15 protein-coding genes are annotated in these 22,177 nt (G+C 71.5%); 8 read left to right on the plus strand and 7 right to left on the minus strand.

Going from position 1 to position 22,177, the window contains the following annotated elements:
* The 3 genes from PV721_RS13170 to PV721_RS13180 all read right to left on the minus strand — a co-directional run.
* Positions 1–1,411: maltokinase N-terminal cap-like domain-containing protein (locus PV721_RS13170; RefSeq protein ID WP_319723586.1), on the minus strand; the 1,411-nt coding region annotated here is incomplete at its 3' end.
* Between the two features lie 154 nt (positions 1,412–1,565).
* Positions 1,566–3,284, minus strand: a complete 1,719-nt coding sequence (gene treS / locus PV721_RS13175; protein WP_319723588.1) for a maltose alpha-D-glucosyltransferase — start codon at positions 3,282–3,284, stop codon at positions 1,566–1,568.
* Complete coding sequence (locus PV721_RS13180; protein WP_319723589.1) at positions 3,281–5,275, minus strand: alpha-1,4-glucan--maltose-1-phosphate maltosyltransferase; 1,995 nt, start codon at positions 5,273–5,275, stop codon at positions 3,281–3,283. Before PV721_RS13180 ends, treS begins: the two co-directional genes overlap by 4 nt.
* Positions 5,276–5,910: 635 nt before the next feature.
* On the opposite strand from PV721_RS13180, the gene glgP reads away from it, so the two are divergent.
* The gene (gene glgP, locus PV721_RS13185) at positions 5,911–8,547 is read left to right on the plus strand and encodes an alpha-glucan family phosphorylase (RefSeq protein ID WP_319723591.1); all 2,637 of its coding nucleotides are present in this window, start codon (positions 5,911–5,913) and stop codon (positions 8,545–8,547) included.
* A 19-nt stretch (positions 8,548–8,566) separates the two neighbouring features.
* Here glgP and PV721_RS13190 read toward each other — a convergent pair whose 3' ends face one another.
* Positions 8,567–9,040 (minus strand): Lrp/AsnC family transcriptional regulator, encoded by a 474-nt coding sequence (locus PV721_RS13190; RefSeq protein ID WP_319723592.1) that lies wholly within the window; start codon positions 9,038–9,040, stop codon positions 8,567–8,569.
* Here PV721_RS13190 and PV721_RS13195 point away from each other — a divergent pair.
* Complete coding sequence (locus tag PV721_RS13195; RefSeq protein WP_319723593.1) at positions 9,030–9,482, plus strand: hypothetical protein; 453 nt, start codon at positions 9,030–9,032, stop codon at positions 9,480–9,482. The genes PV721_RS13190 and PV721_RS13195 overlap by 11 nt on opposite strands.
* Positions 9,483–9,623: 141 nt before the next feature.
* The gene (locus PV721_RS13200) at positions 9,624–10,271 is read left to right on the plus strand and encodes a hypothetical protein (protein WP_319723594.1); all 648 of its coding nucleotides are present in this window, start codon (positions 9,624–9,626) and stop codon (positions 10,269–10,271) included.
* 222 nt (positions 10,272–10,493) lie between these two features.
* Here the strand turns inward: PV721_RS13200 and PV721_RS13205 are convergent, their stop codons facing one another.
* Positions 10,494–12,764 carry a M4 family metallopeptidase gene (locus tag PV721_RS13205; RefSeq protein WP_319723595.1) on the minus strand — a complete coding sequence of 757 codons (2,271 nt, stop codon included), beginning with the start codon at positions 12,762–12,764 and terminating at the stop codon, positions 10,494–10,496.
* Between the two features lie 382 nt (positions 12,765–13,146).
* Between PV721_RS13205 and PV721_RS13210 the strand changes: the two genes are divergently transcribed.
* Positions 13,147–14,622: a sugar transferase gene (locus tag PV721_RS13210; protein WP_319723596.1), complete on the plus strand. Its 1,476-nt coding sequence runs from the start codon at positions 13,147–13,149 to the stop codon at positions 14,620–14,622.
* Positions 14,623–14,651: 29 nt separating this feature from the next.
* On the opposite strand, the gene PV721_RS13215 is transcribed toward PV721_RS13210, so the two are convergent.
* Positions 14,652–15,596 carry a GDP-L-fucose synthase gene (locus PV721_RS13215; RefSeq protein WP_319723597.1) on the minus strand — a complete coding sequence of 315 codons (945 nt, stop codon included), beginning with the start codon at positions 15,594–15,596 and terminating at the stop codon, positions 14,652–14,654.
* A 284-nt stretch (positions 15,597–15,880) separates the two neighbouring features.
* Between PV721_RS13215 and gmd the strand changes: the two genes are divergently transcribed.
* The 4 genes from gmd to PV721_RS13235 all read left to right on the plus strand — a co-directional run bounded on the left by gmd (position 15,881) and on the right by PV721_RS13235 (position 21,038).
* On the plus strand, positions 15,881–16,894 hold the full coding sequence (gene gmd, locus PV721_RS13220; protein ID WP_319723598.1) for a GDP-mannose 4,6-dehydratase: 1,014 nt from the start codon (positions 15,881–15,883) through the stop codon (positions 16,892–16,894).
* A 245-nt stretch (positions 16,895–17,139) separates the two neighbouring features.
* Positions 17,140–19,917, plus strand: a complete 2,778-nt coding sequence (locus PV721_RS13225) for a DNRLRE domain-containing protein (protein ID WP_319723599.1) — start codon at positions 17,140–17,142, stop codon at positions 19,915–19,917.
* Positions 19,918–20,018: 101 nt separating this feature from the next.
* The gene (locus tag PV721_RS13230) at positions 20,019–20,696 is read left to right on the plus strand and encodes a hypothetical protein (RefSeq protein ID WP_319723600.1); all 678 of its coding nucleotides are present in this window, start codon (positions 20,019–20,021) and stop codon (positions 20,694–20,696) included.
* 126 nt (positions 20,697–20,822) lie between these two features.
* Positions 20,823–21,038, plus strand: coding sequence for a DUF6458 family protein (locus PV721_RS13235; protein ID WP_031148400.1), 216 nt, complete (start codon positions 20,823–20,825; stop codon positions 21,036–21,038).
* A 15-nt stretch (positions 21,039–21,053) separates the two neighbouring features.
* Here the strand turns inward: PV721_RS13235 and PV721_RS13240 are convergent, their stop codons facing one another.
* Entirely contained in the window at positions 21,054–22,169 is a 1,116-nt protein-coding gene (locus tag PV721_RS13240) for a glycosyltransferase (RefSeq protein WP_319723617.1), read from the minus strand.
* Positions 22,170–22,177: the final 8 nt, after the last annotated feature.

Consider the following 22,177-nt stretch of genomic DNA (forward strand, 5'->3'; position numbering starts at 1 on the left):
GGTGCGGGGAGATGGAACCGGGGGCGGGCGGGGTCGGCGGCACGCGGTGCGCGGGTCGCGAGGGTTCCGAGAGTCGCCGGATCGCGGCCATCGGGACGTGCAGCCAGTCGGGGCGGTGCCGGGACTCGTAACGGGCCTCGTACACCGCCTTGTCGGTCTCGTACGCCCGCAGCAGTACGGGGTCCTCGCGGGGGTCCCGGCCGGTGGTGCGGGCGTAGCCCTCGCAGAAGGCGGCCCTGCAGTCGTCCGCCCAGGCGGGGGCGAACGGCCGGTGCGAGCGGGCGGCGTAGTCGAAGGAGCGCAGTATCCCGGCGATGTCGCGCACCGCCGGTTCGGGACGGCGCCGGTCGGCCAGCGGCCGGGCCGGCTCGCCCTCGAAATCGATCAACGACCAGCTGCCGTCGAGGGTGCGCAGGGTCTGACCCAGATGGAGGTCCCCGTGGATCCGCTGGGCGGGCACGCCCGCTCCCCGGGAGGCGGCCAGCGCGTCGAAGGCCCCCCGCAGCCCCGCCTCGTAGGGCCGCAGGGCGGGCACCTCCCGGGCGGTCGCGGCCAGCCGGGCGGTCATCCCGGCGGCCAGCCGGGCGGTCTGCTCCGGGCCGAGCGCGACGGTGGGCAGCGCGGAGGCGAGCGCGCTGTGCACCTCGGCGGTGGCCCGGCCGAGCGCGTGCGCCTCGGCGGTGAAGTCGGCCCCGGCGCCGAGCCGGCGCAGCGCGAGCTGCCAGCCGTCGTCGGAGCCGCGCAGGTACGGCTGGAGCACGCCCAGGGTCAGCGGTTCGCTCCCGGGCGGCTCGGCCTCGTACCAGGCGACGGGCGCCGGAACGCGGGTGCAGCCGGCCGCGGCCAGCGCCCGGGGCAGCTCCAGGTCCGGGTTGACCCCGGGGCCGACCCGGCGGAACACCTTCAGGATGAACGAATCTCCGTAGATCAGCGAAGAGTTGGTCTGCTCCCCGGAGAGCGGCCGCGGCACGAGCCCCGCCGGGATCGGCGTGGCCGGGTCCCGGTCGAAGCGCAGCGGGCCGAGCGCCCCGGGGGAGCGCAGCCGCTCCAGCAGCATGGCCGCGAGCCGCGGGTCGCCCAGCGCCTCGTAGACCGCCCGGCCGGCGTACGGGCCGTCATCGGCGTGGCCGATCAGGGTGGGCGCGAGCGCGGGCGGCAGGGACGGGCGGATGCCCAGCAGCAGTTGGTAGCAGTCCCCGTCCACGTCGAGGAGCAGGTGCAGCAGTCCGGGGGTGGAACCCGGTGGCAGCAGCTCGGCCGCCGAGACGGTCCTGAGCCTGCTGATGGTGCGGCCCTTCCCCGCGAACCAGCGCTGTGCGGGCAGCCAGGCCCTCAGCATCGGTTCCAGCGGGGCGAGCCCGGCGGCCCGGTCGGCCGTCAGCCGGCTCCGGGCGGATGCAGCCTCCGACATGGCGTCGCGTCCTTTCCCCGGGCCGTCACAGAATGCGCAGAGTGTCCCGGATGCGCGGCAGTTGCTTCTCCGGCATGTGCGAGTGTCGGGTCAGATGATCCGTACAGGGGCGGGCGATTGACCCATTCGAGCTGCCCGCCCCTCTGCCGGCCCCTTACCCGTCGCGTTGCTCACCGCGCTGTTCGGTCCGCAGCCGGAACCAGTAGAAGCCGTGGCCCGCCAGGGTCAGCAGGTACGGCCACTCACCGATCGGCGGGAAGCGCACGTCGCCCGTGAGCTCCAGCGGGACCCGTCCGTTGAACGACCGGAGATCCAGCTCGGTGGGCTGCGCGAAGCGCGAGAAGTTGTGCACGCACAGCACCAGGTCGTCCCCGTACTCGCGGAGGAACGCGAGCACCGCCGGGTTGGACGAGGGCAGTTCGGTGTACGAGCCGAGTCCGAAGGCCGGGTTGGCCTTGCGGATCTCGATCAGCCTGCGGGTCCAGTGCAGCAGTGAGGAGGGCGACGCCATGGCCGCCTCGACATTGGTGACCTGGTACCCGTAGACCGGGTCCATGATGACCGGCAGATTCAGCCTGCCCGGATCGCAGGAGGAGAAACCGGCGTTGCGGTCCGGGGTCCACTGCATGGGGGTGCGGACGCCGTCGCGGTCGCCGAGCCAGATGTTGTCGCCCATGCCGATCTCGTCGCCGTAGTAGAGCACCGGCGAGCCCGGGAGGGACAGCAGCAGGGCGGTGAACAGCTCCATCTGGTTGCGGTCGTTGTCCAGGAGCGGGGCGAGGCGGCGCCGGATGCCGATGTTGGCCCGCATCCGCGGGTCCTTGGCGTACTCGGCGTACATGTAGTCGCGCTCTTCGTCCGTGACCATTTCGAGGGTGAGCTCGTCGTGGTTGCGCAGGAAGATGCCCCACTGGCAGCGGTCCGGGATCGCCGGTGTCTTGGCCAGGATTTCGGAGACGGGGTAGCGGGACTCTCTTCGTACGGCCATGAAGATGCGCGGCATGACGGGGAAGTGGAACGCCATGTGGCACTCGTCCCCGCCCGTCGCGAAGTCCCCGAAGTAGTCGACGACGTCCTCGGGCCACTGGTTGGCCTCGGCGAGCAGCACGGTGTCCGGGTAGTGCGCGTCGATCTCGGCCCGGACCCGCTTGAGGAGCTGGTGGGTGCGGGGCAGGTTCTCGCAGTTGGTGCCCTCCTCGGCGAAGAGGTAGGGCACGGCGTCGAGGCGGAAGCCGTCGATGCCGAGGTCGAGCCAGAAGCGCAGGGCGGAGACGATCTCCTCCACGACGGCCGGGTTCTCGTAGTTGAGGTCCGGCTGGTGGGAGAAGAAGCGGTGCCAGTAGTACTGCTTGCGTAGCGGGTCGTACGTCCAGTTGGAGGTCTCGGTGTCGACGAAGATGATGCGGGCGTCCTGGTACTGCTTGTCGTTGTCGGCCCACATGTAGTAGTCGCCGTACGGGCCCTCCGGGTCCTTGCGCGACTGCTGGAACCACTCGTGCTGGTCGCTGGTGTGGTTCATGACGAAGTCGATGATCACCCGCATGCCGCGGGTGTGCGCCGCGTCCACGAACTCCACGAAGTCGGCGAGGTCGCCGAACTCCGGCAGCACGGAGGTGTAGTCGGAGACGTCGTAGCCCCCGTCGCGCAGGGGCGAGGCGAAGAACGGCGGCAGCCAGAGGCAGTCGACGCCGAGCCACTGGAGGTAGTCCAGTTTGGCGGTGAGCCCCTTGAGGTCCCCGACGCCGTCGCCGTTGCTGTCGTGGAAGGAGCGGACGAGGACCTCGTAGAAGACGGCCCGCTTGAACCAGTCGGGGTCGCGGTCCTTGGCGGGGGTGTCCTCGAAGGTGTCGTGGACGGGATCGTTGATCATCATGTGGTGGGTGACCCTCCGGTGGGCGGGGACGGTCGCAGAGCGGCCAGTACGTGCGCGGGCGTGCGGCCCGGCTCTAGGCGCACGTAGTTCGCCCTGCCCCAGTGATAGGTCTCGCCGGTGAGCTCGTCGCGCACCGCGAGGGACCCGTGCCAGTCGAGGCCGAGTACCGGCATGTCCAACGACACCGTCGCCTCCTGGGTGTGGTGCGGATCGAGGTTGACGACCACCAGTACGGAGTTGGCTCCGGCGTGCTTCGAATAGGCGATCACCTGTTCGTTGTCGGTCGAGTGGAAGTGGATGTCGCGCAGCTGCTGGAGCGCGGGGTTGCGGCGGCGCAGCCGGTTCAGGGCGGTGATCAGCGGGGCGATGGTGGCGCCGTCGCGGTCGGCGGCCTCCCAGTCGCGGGGCCGGAACTCGTACTTCTCCGAGTTCAGGTACTCCTCGCTGCCGTGCCGCACCGGGGTGTTCTCGCAGAGCTCGTAGCCGGCGTACACCCCCCAGGCGGGGGAGAGGGTGGCGGCGAGGACCGCCCGTACCTCGAAGGCCGGGCGGCCGCCCTCCTGCAGGTACTCGTGGAGGATGTCCGGCGTGTTCACGAAGAAGTTCGGCCGCATCACGGAGGCCGAGGTGGTCCCGGACAGCTCGGTCAGGTACTCGGTCAGCTCGGCCTTGGTGTTGCGCCAGGTGAAGTACGTGTACGACTGCTGGAAGCCGACGGCGGCGAGCGCGCGCATCATGGCGGGACGGGTGAAGGCCTCCGCCAGGAAGATCACGTCGGGGTCGGACTTGTTGATGTCCGCGATCACCTTCTGCCAGAAGACGACCGGCTTGGTGTGCGGATTGTCGACCCGGAAGATGCGGACGCCGTGCTCCATCCAGTACCGCAGGATCCGGCAGGTCTCCTGGACGATGCCGGCCATGTCGGTGTCGAAGTGGATCGGGTAGATGTCCTGGTACTTCTTCGGCGGGTTCTCGGCGTACGCGATCGTCCCGTCGGCGCGGTGGCGGAACCACTCCGGGTGCTTCTCGACCCACGGGTGGTCGGGGGAGCACTGGAGGGCGAAGTCCAGCGCGATCTCCATGTGCAGCTCGCGGGCGCGTGCGACGAACGCGTCGAAGTCCTCGATCGTGCCGAGCTCCGGGTGGACCGCGTCGTGCCCGCCCTCGGTCGATCCGATGGCCCAGGGCACGCCCGGATCCCAACTCCCCGCGGACAGGGTGTTGTTCGGACCCTTGCGGTAGGTGCTGCCGATCGGGTGGATGGGCGGCAGGTAGACCACGTCGAAGCCCATCGCGGAGATCGCGGGCAGCCGCTCCGCGGCGGTCCGGAACGTCCCGCTGACCGGTGCCTCGCCGGGCTTCAGCACCGCTCCCTCGGAGCGCGGGAACATCTCGTACCAGGAGCCGAACAGGGCCCGCTTGCGCTCGACGAGGAGCGGCAGCGGCTTGGAGGCGGTGACGAGCTCCCGGTACGGGCGCTTGGCGAGCGCCGCGTCCACGGCGGGGTCGAGGGCGGCGGCGTGCCGCTCGGCGGCAGGCCGGTCCTCGTCGCGCATGATCTCGGCGGCGGCCAGCACGGCCTCGCGGCCGTCGCGCTTGGGAATCCGGGCCCCGGCCCGCTCGTAGAGCTCGGCGCCCTCCAGCAGCATCAGCCCGGTGTCGATGCCTGCCGGGATCTTGATCGCGGCGTGGGCCCGCCACGTGGCCACCGGGTCGCTCCACGCCTCGACCGTGTACGTCCACCTCCCCTCGGCCTCGGCGGAGACGCGGGCCCCCCACCGGTCGGTGCCGGGGGCGAGCTCGCGCAGCGGTACGGGGGGCCGCAGCCGCCCGCTCGGATCGCGCAGGACGATGTGCGCCGCAACGGCGTCGTGGCCCTCGCGGAACACGGTGGCCGAGATCTCGAAGACCTCGTCCACGACCGCCTTGGCGGGTCTGGCGCCGCAGTCGACGGCGGGGCGGACGTCCAGCACGGGAATGCGACCGATCATGATGGGATCACCTGGGGGCAGTTCGCGGGGCTCGGTGACAACAGGCCAGTCGGTGTCACGACTGGTAGTGCACGCTCTGTTCGCTCTGTTTCTAGCCGCTCGGAAGACGGCTGGGCTGCGGGCATGGCCGCTCCTGTCCGCGTTCACTCGGGTGGCGGGGAGAGGGTTTGTGGGCGAGTGCCTCGTGCGTGTACGACGTGTACCCGGGGAGCCCTTCCCACTCACGCCCGGCCCAATCCGCGCGCTCGGTTAACTACTCGTACGTAGTGGAACGGGCGCGACCGAGCCCCGGATCGACATCCGTCGGGGCTCCGTCAAGTCGGCCGGTACCAGGTGACGTAGGGGCCCGACACCACCCGTCCCACGGGTCTCCCGGGCATCTCGCGGACCGCCCGAACGAGTGGTCAGGAAACGGGCCCGTCACCCCCGGGAGGCCCGCCGAACAGCGTGCGCACGCCGTCGCGGCGGCCCGGCCGCACCCGGAGCCGTCGGCCGGGGGAGGGGCGGGCCAGCGGCCTCCGCCGGAGGCGCCATGGCCGGAACACGCGGGCCTCGCTAGCCTTCCCGGGGTGATGCGCGGATGCACAGCGTGGTGCGACCGCTCCGATCCGCAATCCCCTGCGAAGGTGGAACGTGTGAAGGCTATCCGTCGATTCACCGTGCGCCCCGTCCTCCCGGAAACCCTGCTGCCGCTCACCGACCTCGCGCGCAATCTGCGCTGGTCGTGGCATTCCGAGACCCGTGAACTCTTCCAATCCGTCGACCCCGAGGGCTGGCTGGCCGCCGGCGGCGATCCCGTCCGGCTGCTCGGCGCGGTCTCCGCCGCCAGGCTCGAGGAACTGTCCGCAGACCGCCGCTTCCTGCGGCGCCTCGCCGTCGCCGCCGCCGACCTCGACGACTACGTCAACGGCGGGAGGTGGTACCAGAGCCAGGAGAACGCCGCGGAACTGCCTGCCGCCATCGCCTATTTCTCCCCCGAGTTCGGAATCACCGCCGCCCTGCCCCAGTACTCCGGAGGCCTCGGCATCCTCGCCGGGGACCACCTCAAGGCCGCCAGCGACCTCGGCGTCCCGCTCATCGGGGTGGGACTGCTCTACCGGCACGGCTACTTCCGCCAGTCGCTGTCCCGCGACGGCTGGCAGCAGGAGCACTATCCCGTACTGGATCCCAACGAACTTCCGCTCGGCCTGCTCCGCCAGGAGGACGGGACCCCCGCCCGGGTCTCCCTGACCCTCCCCGGCGGCCGCGCCCTGCACGCCCACATCTGGCAGGCCCGCGTCGGGCGCGTGCCGCTGCTGCTCCTGGACTCCGACGTCGAGGACAACGACGCCGCCGCCCGCGAAGTGACCGACCGGCTCTACGGCGGAGGCAGCGACCACCGGCTCCTCCAGGAGATGCTGCTCGGCATCGGCGGCGTGCGCGCGGTGCGTGCGTACTGCCGGATCACCGCGCACCCCGCCCCCGAGGTCTTCCACACCAACGAGGGCCACGCCGGGTTCCTCGGGCTCGAACGCATAAGGGAACTGGAGCGGGAGCAGGGGCTCGGCTTCGACGCCGCCCTCGAGGCGGTGCGCGCGGGGACCGTGTTCACCACGCACACCCCCGTCCCGGCCGGGATCGACCGCTTCGAGCGGGCCCTGGTCGCCCGGCACTTCGGGGACGGCGGGGAACTGGCCGGCGTCCCGGTCGAGCGGATCCTCGAGCTCGGCGCCGAGACCTATCCCGGGGGCGACCCCGGGGTGTTCAACATGGCGGTGATGGGACTGCGGCTGGCCCAGCGGGCCAACGGCGTGTCCACCCTGCACGGCGCGGTCAGCCGGGAGATGTTCGCCGGCCTGTGGCCCGGCTTCGACCCGGCCGAACTGCCGATCACCTCCGTGACCAACGGGGTGCACGCCCCGACCTGGGTGGCCCCGGAAGTGGTCCGGCTCGGCATCCGCCAGATCGGCGCGGGCCGCACCGAGGACGCCCTGTCGGTCGGCGGCTCCCAACGCTGGGACGCGGTCTCCGAGATCCCCGACCAGGACGTGTGGGACCTGCGGCGGGTGCTCCGGGAGCAGCTGGTGCAGGAGGTACGGGACCGGCTGCGGGCCTCGTGGCTCCAGCGCGGCGCCGCTGCCGCCGAGCTGGGCTGGGTGGACTCCGTACTCGACCCCGACGTGCTGACCATCGGCTTCGCCCGGCGCGTGCCCTCGTACAAGCGGCTGACGCTGATGCTGCGCGACCCGGACCGGCTGCGCAGGCTGCTGCTGGACCCGGACCGGCCGGTGCAGATCGTGGTCGCGGGCAAGGCGCACCCGGCCGACGACGGCGGGAAGCGGCTCGTGCAGGAACTGGTGCGGTTCGCGGACGACCCGAGGGTGCGGCACCGGATCGTCTTCCTGCCCGACTACGGCATGGGCATGGCACAGAAGCTCTACCCGGGCTGTGACGTCTGGCTGAACAATCCGCTGCGGCCGCTGGAGGCGTGCGGGACGAGCGGGATGAAGGCCGCGCTGAACGGCTGCCTCAACCTGTCCGTGCTGGACGGCTGGTGGGACGAGTGGTTCGAGCCGGACTTCGGCTGGGCGATCCCGACCGCCGACGGACTCGGCGCGGACGAGGACCGGCGCGACCACCTGGAGGCGAGCGCCCTCTACGAGCTGATCGAGGGCCGGGTCGCACCCCGGTTCTACGATCGGGCCGGGCGCACCGGGCTCCCGGTGCGGTGGATCGAGATGGTCCGGCGCACGCTCGTCTCGCTGGGGCCGAAGGTTCTCGCGGGCCGGATGGTGCGCGAGTACGTGGAGCGGCTGTACACGCCGGCCGCGCTCGCCCACCGGACCCTGGACGCCGGGGCCGCGCGCGACCTCGCCTGGTGGAAGGGGCGGGTCCGGGCGGCCTGGCCGCGGGTCTCCGTCGAGCACGTGGAGGCGCTGGCCGCGGCTCCCGTGAACGGCACCGCCGAGCTCGGGTCCACCCTCACCCTGCGGGTGCAGGTGGCGCTGGACTCCCTCGCGCCCGAGGACGTGGAGGTACAGGCCTTCGCCGGCCGCGTGGACGCGCAGGACGTGATCCGGGACGGGCGGACCTTCCCGCTCAAGCCGGCCGTGGGGCCCGACCTGGAGGGGCGCTGGGTGTACGAGGGCCCGCTCGCCCTCGACCGTACGGGTCCCTTCGGCTACACGGTGCGGATCCTGCCGGCGCACCCGCTGCTGGCGACCCCGGCCGAACTGGGCCTGGTCGCGTCGCCGGTGGACACGGACGCGGGAGGCGGCGTACTGCTGCGGTAGGACCCGCCGCGGCACCGGTTCAGAGGGCGGGCGGCGGATCCACCAGCCGCTCGCCCTCCACGAGCATCCCGGCCCGCTTGACGCTGCGCAGGGCCGGGATCACCTCCACCTGCCCCACCCCGTCCACCGCGCCGATCCGCTCGGTCACGTACGTGTAGAGCGCGTCGGTGTCCCGGCACACGACCACCGCCATCAGGGAGGCCGCCCCGGTCACGGCCGCCGCGAACGGCACCTCGCGGTGGCTCGCCAGCGCCGCCCCCACCTCCGCGAGGCGGGCCGGCGGGACGGTCAGCACCATCGTCGCCTCCGCCTCGTACCCGAAGAGCGTGGGGACGAACTCCACGTCGAAGAAGACGGCCCCGAGATCGCGCAGCCGCTCCACCCTGCGGCGGGCGGTCGATTCCGACAGGCCGGTGGCCCGGGCCAGTTCCGGATACCCGGCGCGGCCGTCCCGGCCCAGCAGCGTGAGCAGCGCGAACTCCGTGTCGTCCAAGGCGTACCGCTCCGGAGCGGGCGGCGCCGGCGGCCGCTCCAGGGCCGCGGGCACGGCGGGCGGCGCCCTGAACACCGCGCGCCAGCTGGGCACCGCCCTCGGCATCGCCGTGCTCGGCGCCGTCTTCCACGCGGGGCTGCGCTCCGGGCTCGGCGAGGGCGGCCGGGACCTGGCGGGGCCGCTGGCCTCTGGCGGCGCCGGGCAGTTGCTCGCCGGGGCCCCGGCGGGCGCGGCCCGCGAGACGCTGACCGGCCTGGTGGATGCCGCCTTCGCGAGCGGTCTGCGCGAGACGTTCCTGGCCTCGGCCGCGATGGGTCTGGCCGGCGCTCTGGCGGTGTTCCTGCTGCTCCGTGGCGGGGCCCCGGCCGCCGCCGCCCGCATCCCGAGGGCCCGTACGAAGTCCGCTGCGGACGCGGCGTCGGCGTCCCCCGCCCGCAACTGAGGTCCTTCGGCGGGGACCTCACGGGTGAACCTTCGAACGTACTGGGCATGCCGAAACGTTTCGGCGACCTGCTCCCCTCCTACGCTGCCCGCGGATGCCACCGGACCCGGCATCCGCGGACCCGAGGAACGGACTTCCCCCATGCGTCTTCGCACCACCGCCGCCGTGCTCGTCGGCGCTTTCGCGCTCGTCCTGCCCACCGCCGGCCCGTCACCGGCCGACGACCACGGCGACAGCTCGCTCGGCACGCTGAACTACCGGTTCGTCAACGATGACGACGTCGAGGAGAACGGCCAGATCCGGCCCGCGGACTACTCCACCTGCTACGTGCTGACGCACACCTCCCGGGACAGGCCCGCGGTCGCGGTCCAGAACGACACGAGGTCGCGGGCGCACCTCTTCGCCAACCGCAGCTGCACCGGCGAGGAGGTGGCGACGCTGAGGCCGGACGGACAGGTGAACCGGGTGAGGGTCGTCGCGGCCTACTTCACGCCGGTGAACGGGGAGGACGACGGCCGTGGTGACGACGACGGCCGTGGCGACAACGACGGCCGTGGTGACGACGACGGCCGTGGCGACAACGACGGCCGTGGCGACTGGAACAACGGCGGGGACCAGGGCCGCGATGACCAGGGCCGCGATGACCAGGGCCGGGACGACCAGGCGCGTGATGACCAGGGCCGGGACGACCAGGCGCGTGATGACCAGGGCCGGGATGACCAGGCCCGCGACGAGGAGGAAGAGCCGGAGGAAGACCTCCTCGACATCGTCTTCCGCGCCCTCGGCTGATCCATGGCTCCCTGACCCCCGGGAGCGGTCCGGCACTCCACGCGGCGTCAGGCCCGCTCCGCAGGGGCGAGCTCGGGCAGCGGGAAGGCGGCCGGCGCGCGGCGGGCGTGGCCTTCGGGGTCACCGGAGGACGTCCCATGGGACAGGGCCGCCCGGGGAGGTCTTCTCCCGGGCGGCCCCGTGTCTATCTGTTCAGCTGTGGCTCACGCTGCCCCGGTGGGGTCAGAAGGTGAGCTTCCAGCTGTTGATGTAGCCGACGTCCAGGCTGGCAGCGTCCCTGACGCGGAGCTTCCAGGTGCCGTTGGCGACCTCGGAGGAGGCGTTCACGGTGAAGGACTGGACGATGTTGTCCGCGCTGCCGCCGGAGCGGTTGCGCAGGTTGTACACGCTGCCGTCGGGGGCGACCAGGTCGACCACCAGGTCACCGACGTAGGTGTGGACGATGTTCACGTCCACCTTCAGCGTGCTCGGGGCGTTGCCCGTGCGGGTCACCGAGAGCGGGGACTCGACCGTGGCGTTGTCCGCGATCTGGTAGTCGTTCGTGTTCTCGAAGACGTTCTGCTGGCCGGTGCCGACCGTCCAGGTGAAGGACGCCGTTCCGGTCCTGCTCTGCGAGTCGGTCACCGTGACGGTCACGTTGGACGTGCCCGCGGTGGTGGCGGTGCCCGAGATCAGGCCGGTGGAGGAGTTGATCGAAAGGCCGGCCGGGAGGCCGGTCGCCGCGTAGCTCAGCGCACCCGGGTTGGTGCTGGTGGCCTGGACCTGCAGGCTGACAGCGGTGTTGATCTGGGTGTTCTGGTTGGCGATCGGGGTGACCGAGACGCCGCTCACGATGCGCGCGCCGACGTTGATGGCCGCCCAGGCGTTCGCCGCGTTGTTGTAGGTGGTCGAACCGGCGCCGTAGAGGTCGGCCGCCGCCTGCAGGGTGGCCGTACGGGCCGCCGCGTAGTTGGTGTTCGACTTGAACAGACCGGTGGTCAGCGCGCGGAACCAGATCTTCGAGGCGGCGTCACGGCCGATCGCGGTGACCGGGAGGCCGTCGGAGGTCGGGGAGTCGTAGCTCACGCCGTTGATGACCTTGGCGCCGGAGCCCTCGGAGGCCAGGTAGTACCAGTGGTTGGCCGGGCCCGAGGAGTAGTGGACGTCGATGCCGCCGAGGCCGGAGTACCAGGCGTCCTTGGACGCGCCGTCCTTGCTCGGCTTGTCCATGTAGCGCAGCGGGGTGCCGTCGCCGTTGATGTCGATCTTCTCGCCGACGAGGTAGTCGCCCACGTCCTGCGGGTTGTTGGCGTAGAACTCGACGGCCGCGGCCATGATGTCCGAGGTCGCCTCGTTCAGACCGCCGGGCTCACCGCTGTAGGTCATGTTGCCGGTGACCGAGGTCAGGCCGTGGGTCATCTCGTGCGCGGCCACGTCGGTGGAGGTGAGCGGCTTGTTGTTGCCCTCACCGTCGCCGTAGGTCATGCAGAAGCAGGAGTCGCTCCAGAACGCGTTGACGTAGGCGTTGCCGTAGTGGACCCGGCTGTACGGGGCCACGCCGTCGTTGCGCAGGCCGTTGCGGCCGTGCACGTTCTTGTAGTAGTCCCACGTGACGGCCGCGCCGTAATGGGCGTCCGCGCCGGCGGTCTCCAGGTTGGACGGCAGGTTGTTGCCCCAGATGTCGTCCGGGCCGGAGAACAGGGTGCCGGTGCCGGAGCCGGTGCCACGGTTGAGGTTGTACGTCTTGTGGCTGCCGCGCGCGGCGTCGGTCAGGTTCCAGGTGCTGCCCGACTGGGTGGTCCCGAGGGTCACCTGGCCGCTGTACATGGTGTTGCCGGTGCCGGTCTCGATGGCCTGCCACTCGGTGATCTTGGCGCCGGTCTTGGCGTCGGTCACCACGTGCAGCTCGTTCGGGGTGCCGTCGTGCTGGAGGCCGCCGACGACGGTCTCGAACGCGAGCACCGGAGCGCCCTCGGCCGCCCAGATCACCTTGCGGGCGTTCTTGGAGGCCTTGGCCTCCTTCGAGCCCTCGGCGTTGGCGGCGGCGACCGCCTGGCTCTCCGCGGCCGACGGGGTGACCGTGGCGTTGGTGTCGGCGACCTTGATCTCGTGATGCGTCGCCTTGGTCACGCTCTTGGTGACACCGCCCTTGGCGTGAACGGTGAGGTCACCGCCGAGCACGGGGAGGCCGTCGTAGGTGCGCTCGTACGTCGTGTGCGTGGTGCCGTCCGCATCCTGGACGACATCGCGGACGACGAGCTTCTCACCACTGCCGAGGCCGAGCGCCTTGGCGGCCTGAGCGGTGGTCGAGTTGGCCTCGGCGAGGAGCGTCGCACGCTCCGAAGCGCTGAGTACGCGGTTGGCCGCGCCCGGATTGGGCTGGGCGGCCTTGGGTGCCTGGGACGCGGTGGCGTCGGCGGTGGCGGTTCCGGTCTGTATGCCTACGGCGAGCAGGGCTGCCGCGGCAACGAGCGCGCCGGCCGCGGTGGCACGCCTCTGGGGGGTGGACCTCAACGCAGACTCCTTCTGCAAGGGGGGTTCCGGATGGCTGGGTGGGCCTCCGGGCAGAACAGGGCTGGTGCGATGAACGGTCGAAGATTGCCACTTGTCGCACTAGATGTCAGGGTCGCGTCAAAAGGTTGGCCGGAAACGGTTCGTTGTCCGAAGATACGTATCCGGTATCCGGACCATTCACCTTCGTATGTCCAAGGGGGCGTTCGGTATACGGAACGGCTGATACCGGTTGCTAACACTTGCGCAACAAGAGGCTGCGTTGACCCAAACGGCATTTACCGTACGGGTGTTTGTCGTACTGTTTCCCGGTGCGGCAGATGTCCGTTGCCAGGGGAAGCCATGGACACCCGCCACTGTCATAGACCACGTGCCAGGGGGGCCCATGAGGCATGTCCATTTTCCTGCGCAAAGAGTGGCCGGGGCGGCCCATGATTCCGTCGGGTCCGCCCGGCGCCTCGGGGACAAGGCCCGCTGGTACCGCCCGGCCGCCGTCACCGCCGACTTCTTCGGCGCAGCCCTCCCGGTAGGGCTCGTCTTCGATGCCGCACAGCAGGTCCGGCCCCTCTACTGCGCCCTTGCCGCCGCCGTGGCGTGGACCGGGGTCCAAGCGCTGCGCCGGCGGTACGCGGCCCGCGCCCTCGGGGAGTCGCGCGGAGTGCTGCCCGTCGTCCATGACTGGCTGATTCTCATCGGTGTGCTGGCCGTTGTCCGCGTGGTGACCGAGGAGGACACGCCCCGGCTGTCCGCCCTCGGGGCCCTGCTGCCGGCTCTGCTCATCACCGTCGCCTGTCACAAGCTGACCTACCGTCACCTCTCGGCCGCCCGCCGCGAGGCCCAGGCCGTGAGCCGGGTCCTCGTCGTCGGCGAGCCCGACGCGGCCGAGGACGTCATCGCGCACCTCGCCGCCCGCACGGACCACCCGTACGTGGTCGTGGGCGTGGTCCCGGTCGGCTCCGGGGCCCTGTCCAGCGGCGTGCCCGTGGCGGGCCGGCTCGACGAGACGATGCCCGAGGCCCCGGCCGGCGACTCCGCAGCCGTGCTCGGCGCCGTCCGCAGCCACCACGCCGACCTGGTGCTGGTGGCCCCCGGCGTACGGATCACGGGGGAGCGGCTGCGCCGCGTCGCCTGGGCCCTGCACGACGCCGGGCTGGAACTGGCGGTCTTCTCCGGGCTGGTGGAGGTCTCCGTCAAGCGGCTGGAGACCCTGTCCGCGGGCGGACTGGCCGTGCTGCGGGTCGCGCCCCCGGTCGGCCGCGGCGTGCAGACCCTGCTCAAGTCGGCCCTGGACCGGGTGGGAGCCGCGGCCGGGCTGCTGCTGCTCGCACCGGTCTTCCTCGGGATCGTGCTGGCCATCCGCTTCGGTTCGCGCGGTCCGGCCTTCTACCGCCAGCAGCGCATCGGCCGCGACGGGGTCCCGTTCGTCATGTGGAAGTTCCGCACGATGGTGATGGACGCCGACGCCCGCAAGGCCGAACTGTCCGGGGCGAACGAGAACGACGGCCTGATGTTCAAGATGCGCCGCGACCCCCGGGTGACCCGGGTGGGCCGGCTGCTGCGCCGCACCTCGCTGGACGAACTGCCGCAGCTGGTCAACGTACTGACCGGCCACATGTCGCTGGTCGGCCCGCGCCCGCCGCTGCCGGAGGAGGTGGCCCAGTACGACGAGGTCGAACTGCGGCGGCTGACCGTGCGGCCCGGGATGACGGGGTTGTGGCAGATCAGCGGCAGGTCAGACCTGTCCTGGGACGAAACGATCCAGCTCGACCTGCAGTACGTCGACAACTGGTCCTTCACCAGCGATGTCGACGTGATGGGCCGTACCCTCCGCGCCGTCGTCGACGGACGCGGAGCGTACTAGGCACCGGAGCATCGAGGCCGCCCGTGCGATCAGCTCTGCTCGCGCCACCACTCGTACGTGGCGGCGATCCCGTCCCGCAGCGGGACGGCGGGCTTCCAGCCGAGCGAGATCAGGCGGCCGACGTCCAGCAGCTTGCGCGGGGTCCCGTCCGGCTTGGACGTGTCCCAGGCGAGCCGGCCCTGGAAGCCCGTCACCTCGGCGACCGTCTCGGCCAGTTCCCTGATGGTCAGGTCCTCGCCGCAGCCGATGTTGACCGGCTCGTCGCCGTCGTAGCTGCCGAGCAGCACCGCGCAGGCGGCGGCCAGGTCGTCCACGTGCAGGAACTCACGCCGCGGGGTGCCCGACCCCCACAGGGTGACCTCCTCGCGGCCCTCGGCGGCGGCCTCGTGGAACCGCCGGATGAGGGCGGGCAGGACGTGCGAGGTCTCCAGGTCGAAGTTGTCGCCCGGGCCGTAGAGGTTCGTGGGCATGGCCGAGATGTACGAGGCCCCGTACTGCTTGCGGTACGACTGGACCTGCACGATGCCGGCGATCTTCGCGAGGGCGTAGGCCTCGTTGGTCGGCTCCAGCGGGCCGGTCAGCAGGGCGTCCTCGCGGATGGGCTGCGGGGCCAGCTTCGGGTAGATGCAGGACGAACCGAGGAACAGCAGCCGGCCCACGCCCGCGGCGTGCGCGCCGCCGATCACGCTGAGCTGGATCTGGAGGTTCTCCTCCAGGAACTGCACCGGGTAGGTGCTGTTGGCCATGATCCCGCCGACCTTGGCGGCGGCCAGCACGACGGCGTCCGGTCGGACGTCCTTCAGGTACGCACCCGTTGCGGCGGCGTCGCGCAGGTCGAGGTCGGCGCGGCCCCGGGTGAGCACCTCGTGGCCGTCGGCGGTCAGCCGCCGGGCGACCGCGGACCCCACGAGGCCGCGGTGGCCCGCGACGAAGACGCGGGCGTTCGGGGGCAGGAGCGGCAGCGAACTTGTCATACCGCCGATGATGCCAGTCCGCTCCCGCGGAGGTCGCAGTGGTCCGGGACCCGGGCCCGCCCGCGCCGCCGCTCTCCCGCACGGCCCCTGGTGGCGGCGGTGTGCGGGCCGTGTGCGCGGGGTGTGGAGGAATCCGCCGCAAAGGCGCCTGGACCGGGCGTGTACGGTACGCATCCAGTCCCCGGTTCCGGCCGGTGCGCCGGGCCGTCTGCCTGCCGGGACCTCGAACGGGTGGGGGCGCCCCGCTCATCACAACTGACCGAAACCATCCCCAGGGGGACCGTATGGGCAAGACCGCACTGATCACCGGCGTCACCGGGCAGGACGGCTCGTACCTCGCCGAGCTCCTGCTCTCCAAGGGCTACACGGTGCACGGGCTCGTGCGGCGGTCCTCCAGCTTCAACACGGAGCGGGTCGACCACATCTACCAGGACCCGCAGACGGCCAACCGGTCCTTCGTCCTGCACCACGCCGACCTCTCCGACGGCGTCGCGCTGGTGAACCTGCTCCGTGACATACGCCCCGACGAGGTCTACAACCTCGGCGCCCAGTCCCACGTCCGCGTCTCCTTCGACGCCCCGCTCTACACGGGCGACGTGACCGGCCTCGGCGCGCTGCGGCTGCTGGAGGCCATCCGGGCCAGCGGCGTCGACACCCGCATCTACCAGGCCTCGTCCTCGGAGATGTTCGGGGCCACCCCGCCCCCGCAGAACGAGGGGACCCCGTTCCACCCGCGCAGCCCGTACGGCGCCGCGAAGGTCTTCGCGTACTGGACCACGGTGAACTACCGCGAGGCGTACGACATGTTCGCCGTCAACGGGATCCTCTTCAACCACGAGTCCCCGCGCCGCGGCGAGACCTTCGTGACCCGCAAGATCACCCGCGCCGTCGCCCGCATCAAGGCCGGTCTCCAGGACCACCTCTACCTCGGCAACCTCGACGCGGTGCGCGACTGGGGCTACGCCCCCGAGTACGTGGACGCCATGTGGCGGATGCTGCAGCAGGACGAGCCCACCGACTACGTCGTCGCCACCGGAGTGGCCGCGACCGTCCGCGAGTTCGTCGAGTCGTCCTTCTCGCACGCCGGCCTCGACTGGAACGAGCACGTGCGCTACGACGCCAAGTACGAGCGCCCCAGCGAGGTCGACGCCCTCATCGGCGACGCCTCGAAGGCCCATGACCTGCTTGGCTGGAAGCCGTCGGTCCTGGTCGCGGAGCTGGCGCAGATCATGGTCGACGCCGACATTCGGCAGGTCGAGGACCAACTGGCGGGCGTGACGGTCCGTATCGACCGCTGAGGCCTTATATTTCCCCTACGATTTGCCGTGTCCCGGCCATTCGCGCAGTTCTCTGTGGGTGTGGCCGGGTCAAACCCTGTCATATGTCCGTTGTGCACCCTCCATGCTGAACCATTGATTCCAAGTTGGTATGCAATGGGTCAAGAGAGGTGACCAGGCCCTCGCGTGAGCCCTAGTCTGCGCCCGTACATATGGCTGTTCGGATAGTTCCAGCCATCAAACCGGGCGATTGCCCTGGGGGGCTCATGCGTAGATCCAGAGGGCTGACTGCTGCCCTCGTCCTGTCACTGGCCGGTGCCGGCACCGGCATAGGCCTGGTGTTGATGCCTCAGGCGTCCGCCATCACGCCGCCGGTGGCATTCACCGCCGACGAGCTGCCCACCTGGCAGCCCGACGGCATCGTCTTTGCCATGGCCCAGGCGAACGGCACCGTTTTCGCCGGCGGCACCTTCTCGGCGGTGCGTCCGCCCGAGGGCGCCGCGGGCGCCGAGCAGGAGGCCGTCAACTTCGTCGCGCTCGACGCCGCGACGGGGAAGCCCACCGCCTGCAAGCTCGCCTTCACCGTCGGCGACGGCACGGCGACCGTGCGCACCCTGGTCGTCTCCAAGGACAACAAGACCCTGTACGCGGGCGGCTACTTCGGCGCCGTCAACGGCACCCCGGTCTCCAGCCTCGCGGCGATCGACATCGCGAGCTGCACCCCCAAGGCATCGTTCCACCCCGGCTTCCCCGCCACCGTGCGCGGACTCGCCGTCACCGACGACACCCTGTACGCGGCAGGCGACTTCACCGCCGTCGACGGCCAGACCCGCGAGCGGTTCGCCGCCGTGGACGCCGGTACCGGTGTGCTCAAGCCCTTCGTCGCCAACGTCGACGAGCCGGGCCGCGCCGTCGAGGTCACCCCCGACGGCAAGAACGTGCTGCTGGGCGGCGACTTCTTCACGGTCAACGGCTCCAACAGCCACGCCCTGGCCGTGGTCAACGCCACCACCGGCGCGGTCACCAAGACGTACGGCAACATCCCGTCGAACTCGGTCGTCAAGGACATCTCCACCGACGACACCGGCTTCTACACGGGCCACGAGGGCTCCGGCGGCGGCGTCTTCGACGGCCGCATAGGCCTGCGCCTGAGCGACTTCACCGAGAAGTGGCGCGACCGCTGCCTCGGCGCCACCCAGTTCGTGCTGCCGTACCAGGGAGTGCTCTACAGCTCCTCGCACGCGCACGACTGCTCCACCGAGCTGGAGTTCCCCGACGGCAAGCGGAACTTCCTGCTGGCCCAGCCGACCAACCACGAAGGCGCCGCCCCCGCGCCCGTGGACGGGTTCGTGCGCGGCCCCGGCAAGCTCGGCTGGCACCCCACCGCCAACGACGGCCTCGGCGAGGGCATCGGCCCGCGCGTCATGGCCGTGGCCGACAAGAACGACGTCAAGTACATGTGGGTCGGCGGTGAGTTCACCCTCATCAACGGCAAGGCCCAGCAGGGTCTGACCCGCTTCGCCTCCACCGGCGACGTCGGCGCCCCGACCACCCCGGTGGCCAGCGCCGCGAGCGTCAAGCCCGGCGAGGCCCAGGTCCGCTGGCGCACCAGCTACGACGCGGACGACAGCAAGCTGACGTACCGTATCTACCGCAACGGCTCGGCCACCCCGGCCGCGACGGTCACCGCCAGCTCGCTGGAGTGGGAGCGCCCGCAGGCCTCCTGGACCGACGCCACGGTCAAGGCCGGCCAGTCGTACACCTACCGGGTGACCGCGACCGACGACGCGGGCAACACCAGCGCCCTGTCGGCCGTTGCCTCGGTGACGATCCCGACCTCGGTCCAGTCGTACCCGAACCAGGTCCGCGCGGACGGCGCCAACCTGTACTGGCGCTACGACGACACCGTCAGCCCGTACGTGGCCGACTCCTCCACCGGTGGCAACTACAGCGGGGTCCAGTTCAACGCGCCCGCCCTGCGCCAGACGCCCGGTGCGGTCTCCGGCGCCAGCACGGCGATGGGCTTCAACGGGACCAGCCAGCTGGTGCACGGCGACCGCCGTCAGACGGTCGGCAACACGTTCACCGTCGAGACCTGGTTCAAGACGAACACCACGCGCGGCGGCAAGCTGATCGGCTTCGGCAACAACACCACGCGCAACAGCGGCTCGTACGACCGGCACATCTACATGACCAACACCGGGCGCCTCGTCTTCGGCGTCTACAACGGCTCGGCCCGGACCGTCTCCACGGGTCTGTTCGAGACGTACAACGACAACAAGTGGCACCACGTGGTCGGCACCCAGGGCCCCGGCGGCATCACGCTGTACGTCGACGGCCAGAACAAGGGCACGCTGAACGCCACCAGCAACGCCACCTACGCGGGCTACTGGCACGCCGGCGGTGACAACCTCTCCGGCTGGCCGACCCGCCCGACGAGCAACTTCTTCGCCGGTCAGCTCGACGAGACGGCCGTCTACCCGACGACGCTCACCGCCGCCCAGGTCAAGAACCACTTCGACCTGGCCAAGGCGCCCACCGACTCGGTCTCTGCGGTCAAGGCGACCGAGGACACCTACATCAACCAGGGCGCCCCGAGCACGGCCTACGGCACGTCCACCTCGCTCGCGGTGCGCGGCACCTCGGCGTACGAGACGTACCTGCGCTTCGACCTGCCGGCCGCCCCGGCCGGCCAGGTCCTGAAGTCCGCCTCGCTGCAGATCAAGACCTCCACCCAGGCGGGCGCCGGCACGGCCGACACCGTCTCCGTGGTTCCGGTCACCGGCACCTGGAGCGGCGCGGGCACCACCTTCAACACCAAGCCCACCCTCGGCACCACCCCGCTCGGCAGCATCGCGGGCGTGCCGGACGGCTCGGCCGTGCACAGCGTCGAGCTGGACACCGCCGCGGTCTCCGCGGTGCTGGGCGGCAGCTACAGCCTGGGCCTGACGAGCACGGGCACCGACCCGCTGTGGATCTGGTCCTCGGAGTCCACGGCGGCGGAGGGTACTCCGCAGCTGGTTCTCACCTTCGGCGCGAAGTAGCGACCACCGAAGCAACCGCCTGACGGCGTGCGGGGCCCGGCTCTACGTGGCCGGGCCCCGCACGCCTGTCCCACCCCTGTAAGTAGTACGGGAGCCATCCGATGTACCGACGCTCCGCGGCGGCCGCTGTCCTGCTGACCGCCGCCCTGACCCTGACCGCCTGCAGTTCGGGCGGGGACGACTCCGGGGTGAAGGCGAAGCCTCCGGCCTCGTCGGCGGCCCCCGATCCCGCGGACACCCCGGCCACCCCGGCCGCGGCGGATCCCGCGGCCGAAGCGAAGCCGACGGGCCCGGTCCTCCCCGACGCGAAGCTCACCCCCAAGACGGGCAGCTTCACGGACCAGGAGAAGAAGTACCTCAGCGGGCGGGTCCCCGAGAAGATGGACCCGGCGGCCGTCCTGCAGACCGGCCAGGAGGCCTGCCAGCGGGTGGCGCGCACCGCGAAGCGCGACAAGGACGCCGCGACCGGGGCCGTCATCACCGGGGAGATCCCGGGGGCCAAGGACGCGATCACGTACCTGTGCCCGGACCAGAAGCCGGTCCTCGCCGCGGCGGAGAAGGGCTTCGCCGAAGGCCCCCGGAAGTCGCCCGCGGCGGGCAGCTACCGGGCGCTGACCCAGGCCACGAACTGCACGTGGGAGGCCAAGGGCAAGGACGGCGCCGTCCTCGTCTCGGGCCCCGAGGCCCCGCTCAAGGCCGGCGACAAGATCACGGCGACGATCCCGGCGGGCACGGCGGAGTTCAACTCCTCCGGCTGCTACGCCTGGATCCCCGCGTAACACCGCAGGAGCCTGCGGAAGTACACGAACGCCCCCGAGGGCCGGACTCCCGGCCCCCGGGGGCGTTTTCGTGCTCCGGACCGGGGTATCCGCGCGGTCACAGCCACCACAGCGGAAGGCAGGCTCATGGGCATCGGCGGATGCATCGGTTTGATCGTGGTGGGTGCCATCCTCACCTTCGCCAGCGACTGGGAGATGGAGAGCGTCAACCTCGACCTGGTCGGTCTGATCATGATGGCGGTGGGCGGGATCGGCCTCGCCGTGTACACCAGCATCTACAAGCGGCGCCGGACCGCGGGCGCGATACCCGTGGTGGAGGAACACCGCCGCGACGTCATCTGACGCCGCGGCAGGGCCTCACCCGCGCAGCGCGCCCTCGTACACCGGGAGCAGGGTGTCCAGGACCGCGTCCATGGAGAAGGAGTCCGCGGCCAGTTCGCGGGCCGCCAGCGAGGCTTCGCGGTTGGCCGCCGGGTCCAGCAGGGCCAGGACGGCCGCGGCGACGCCCGCCGGACCGGGATCCACCGCGTGCCCCGCGCCGGCCCCCGAGACGTCGCGGGCCAGGCCGTTGGAGTGCGTGACCACCGAGGGGACGCCCACCGAGAGCGCCTCCAGCACCGACATCGGGAAGGGCTCGTCCACCGAGGGCAGCACGTACACGTGGGCCCGGCGCAGCTCCGCCAGGACCTCCGCGCTGGACAGTGCCCCCGGGACCGTGAACCGGTCCGTCAGGCCCAGCGCCCCGATCCGGGCGCGTACGGCCCCCAGCTCGCCCTCGTCCGGGCCCGCGACCACGAAGTGCGCGTCCGGGTGCGCCGCCAGGACCGCCGGGGCCGCGTCCACGAAGTCCACCGGCCGCTTGCGGGACTGCAGGCGCGCCGAGTACAGGATCCGCGGCGGGCCGACCGGCTGCGGCCGCTCCTCCTGCGCCGGGGTCCCGTTGACCAGGCGGACCGCCTGCGGCAGCGGCGCGCCCACCACCGCGTCCAGGCCCTCCCGCTCGTGCGGGGTCAGGTACAGCAGCGCGTCCGCGCCGCGCAGCAGCCGGCGTACCGCCACCGCGTCCAGCACCTTGGCGAGCAGCTTCTGGCTCGGGTCCACCATCCCGTGGGTCTGCAGCACCAGGGGCTTCCCCGCCCGCAGCGCCGCCAGGGCCACCGGTAGGGTCACCAGGTCCCGGGCCAGGTGGACGTGGACGACGTCCGCCTCGCGCACGAGGCGCCCGGCCGAGGCCAGCAGCGCCGGCGAGGTCATCCCGCTGAAGCCGAGGGGGAGCAGGCGGCGGGCCGGGAACAGCTTCGCCGGCACGCCCTCCACCGAGGTGGGCCACTCGTCGAAGCCCTCGCCCAGCGCGAGCAGCCGCGCCTCGTGGCCCCGGGCGCGCAGGCCCTTCGCCAGGTTCAGCGCGACCCGGACCGGCCCGCCGAAGGCGTGCGAGGGGGAGTGCAGGGTGACGGCGTGCAGTACGCGCAGCGGGGCAC

Origin of the sequence: Streptomyces sp. MB09-01 (genome assembly GCF_033794505.1) — a bacterium.
Taxonomy (GTDB): domain Bacteria; phylum Actinomycetota; class Actinomycetes; order Streptomycetales; family Streptomycetaceae; genus Streptomyces.

Excerpts from the sequence above, each read along its gene's own strand:
- PV721_RS13180 (WP_319723589.1), bottom strand. The coding sequence starts at position 5,275 with ATGATCGGTCGCATTCCCGTGCTGGACGTCCGCCCCGCCGTCGACTGC.
- PV721_RS13210 (WP_319723596.1), top strand. The coding sequence starts at position 13,147 with ATGAGGCATGTCCATTTTCCTGCGCAAAGAGTGGCCGGGGCGGCCCAT.
- PV721_RS13200 (WP_319723594.1), top strand. The coding sequence starts at position 9,624 with ATGCGTCTTCGCACCACCGCCGCCGTGCTCGTCGGCGCTTTCGCGCTC.
- PV721_RS13235 (WP_031148400.1), top strand. The coding sequence starts at position 20,823 with ATGGGCATCGGCGGATGCATCGGTTTGATCGTGGTGGGTGCCATCCTC.
- treS (WP_319723588.1), bottom strand. The coding sequence starts at position 3,284 with ATGATGATCAACGATCCCGTCCACGACACCTTCGAGGACACCCCCGCC.
- PV721_RS13230 (WP_319723600.1), top strand. The coding sequence starts at position 20,019 with ATGTACCGACGCTCCGCGGCGGCCGCTGTCCTGCTGACCGCCGCCCTG.
- gmd (WP_319723598.1), top strand. The coding sequence starts at position 15,881 with ATGGGCAAGACCGCACTGATCACCGGCGTCACCGGGCAGGACGGCTCG.
- PV721_RS13215 (WP_319723597.1), bottom strand. The coding sequence starts at position 15,596 with ATGACAAGTTCGCTGCCGCTCCTGCCCCCGAACGCCCGCGTCTTCGTC.
- PV721_RS13225 (WP_319723599.1), top strand. The coding sequence starts at position 17,140 with ATGCGTAGATCCAGAGGGCTGACTGCTGCCCTCGTCCTGTCACTGGCC.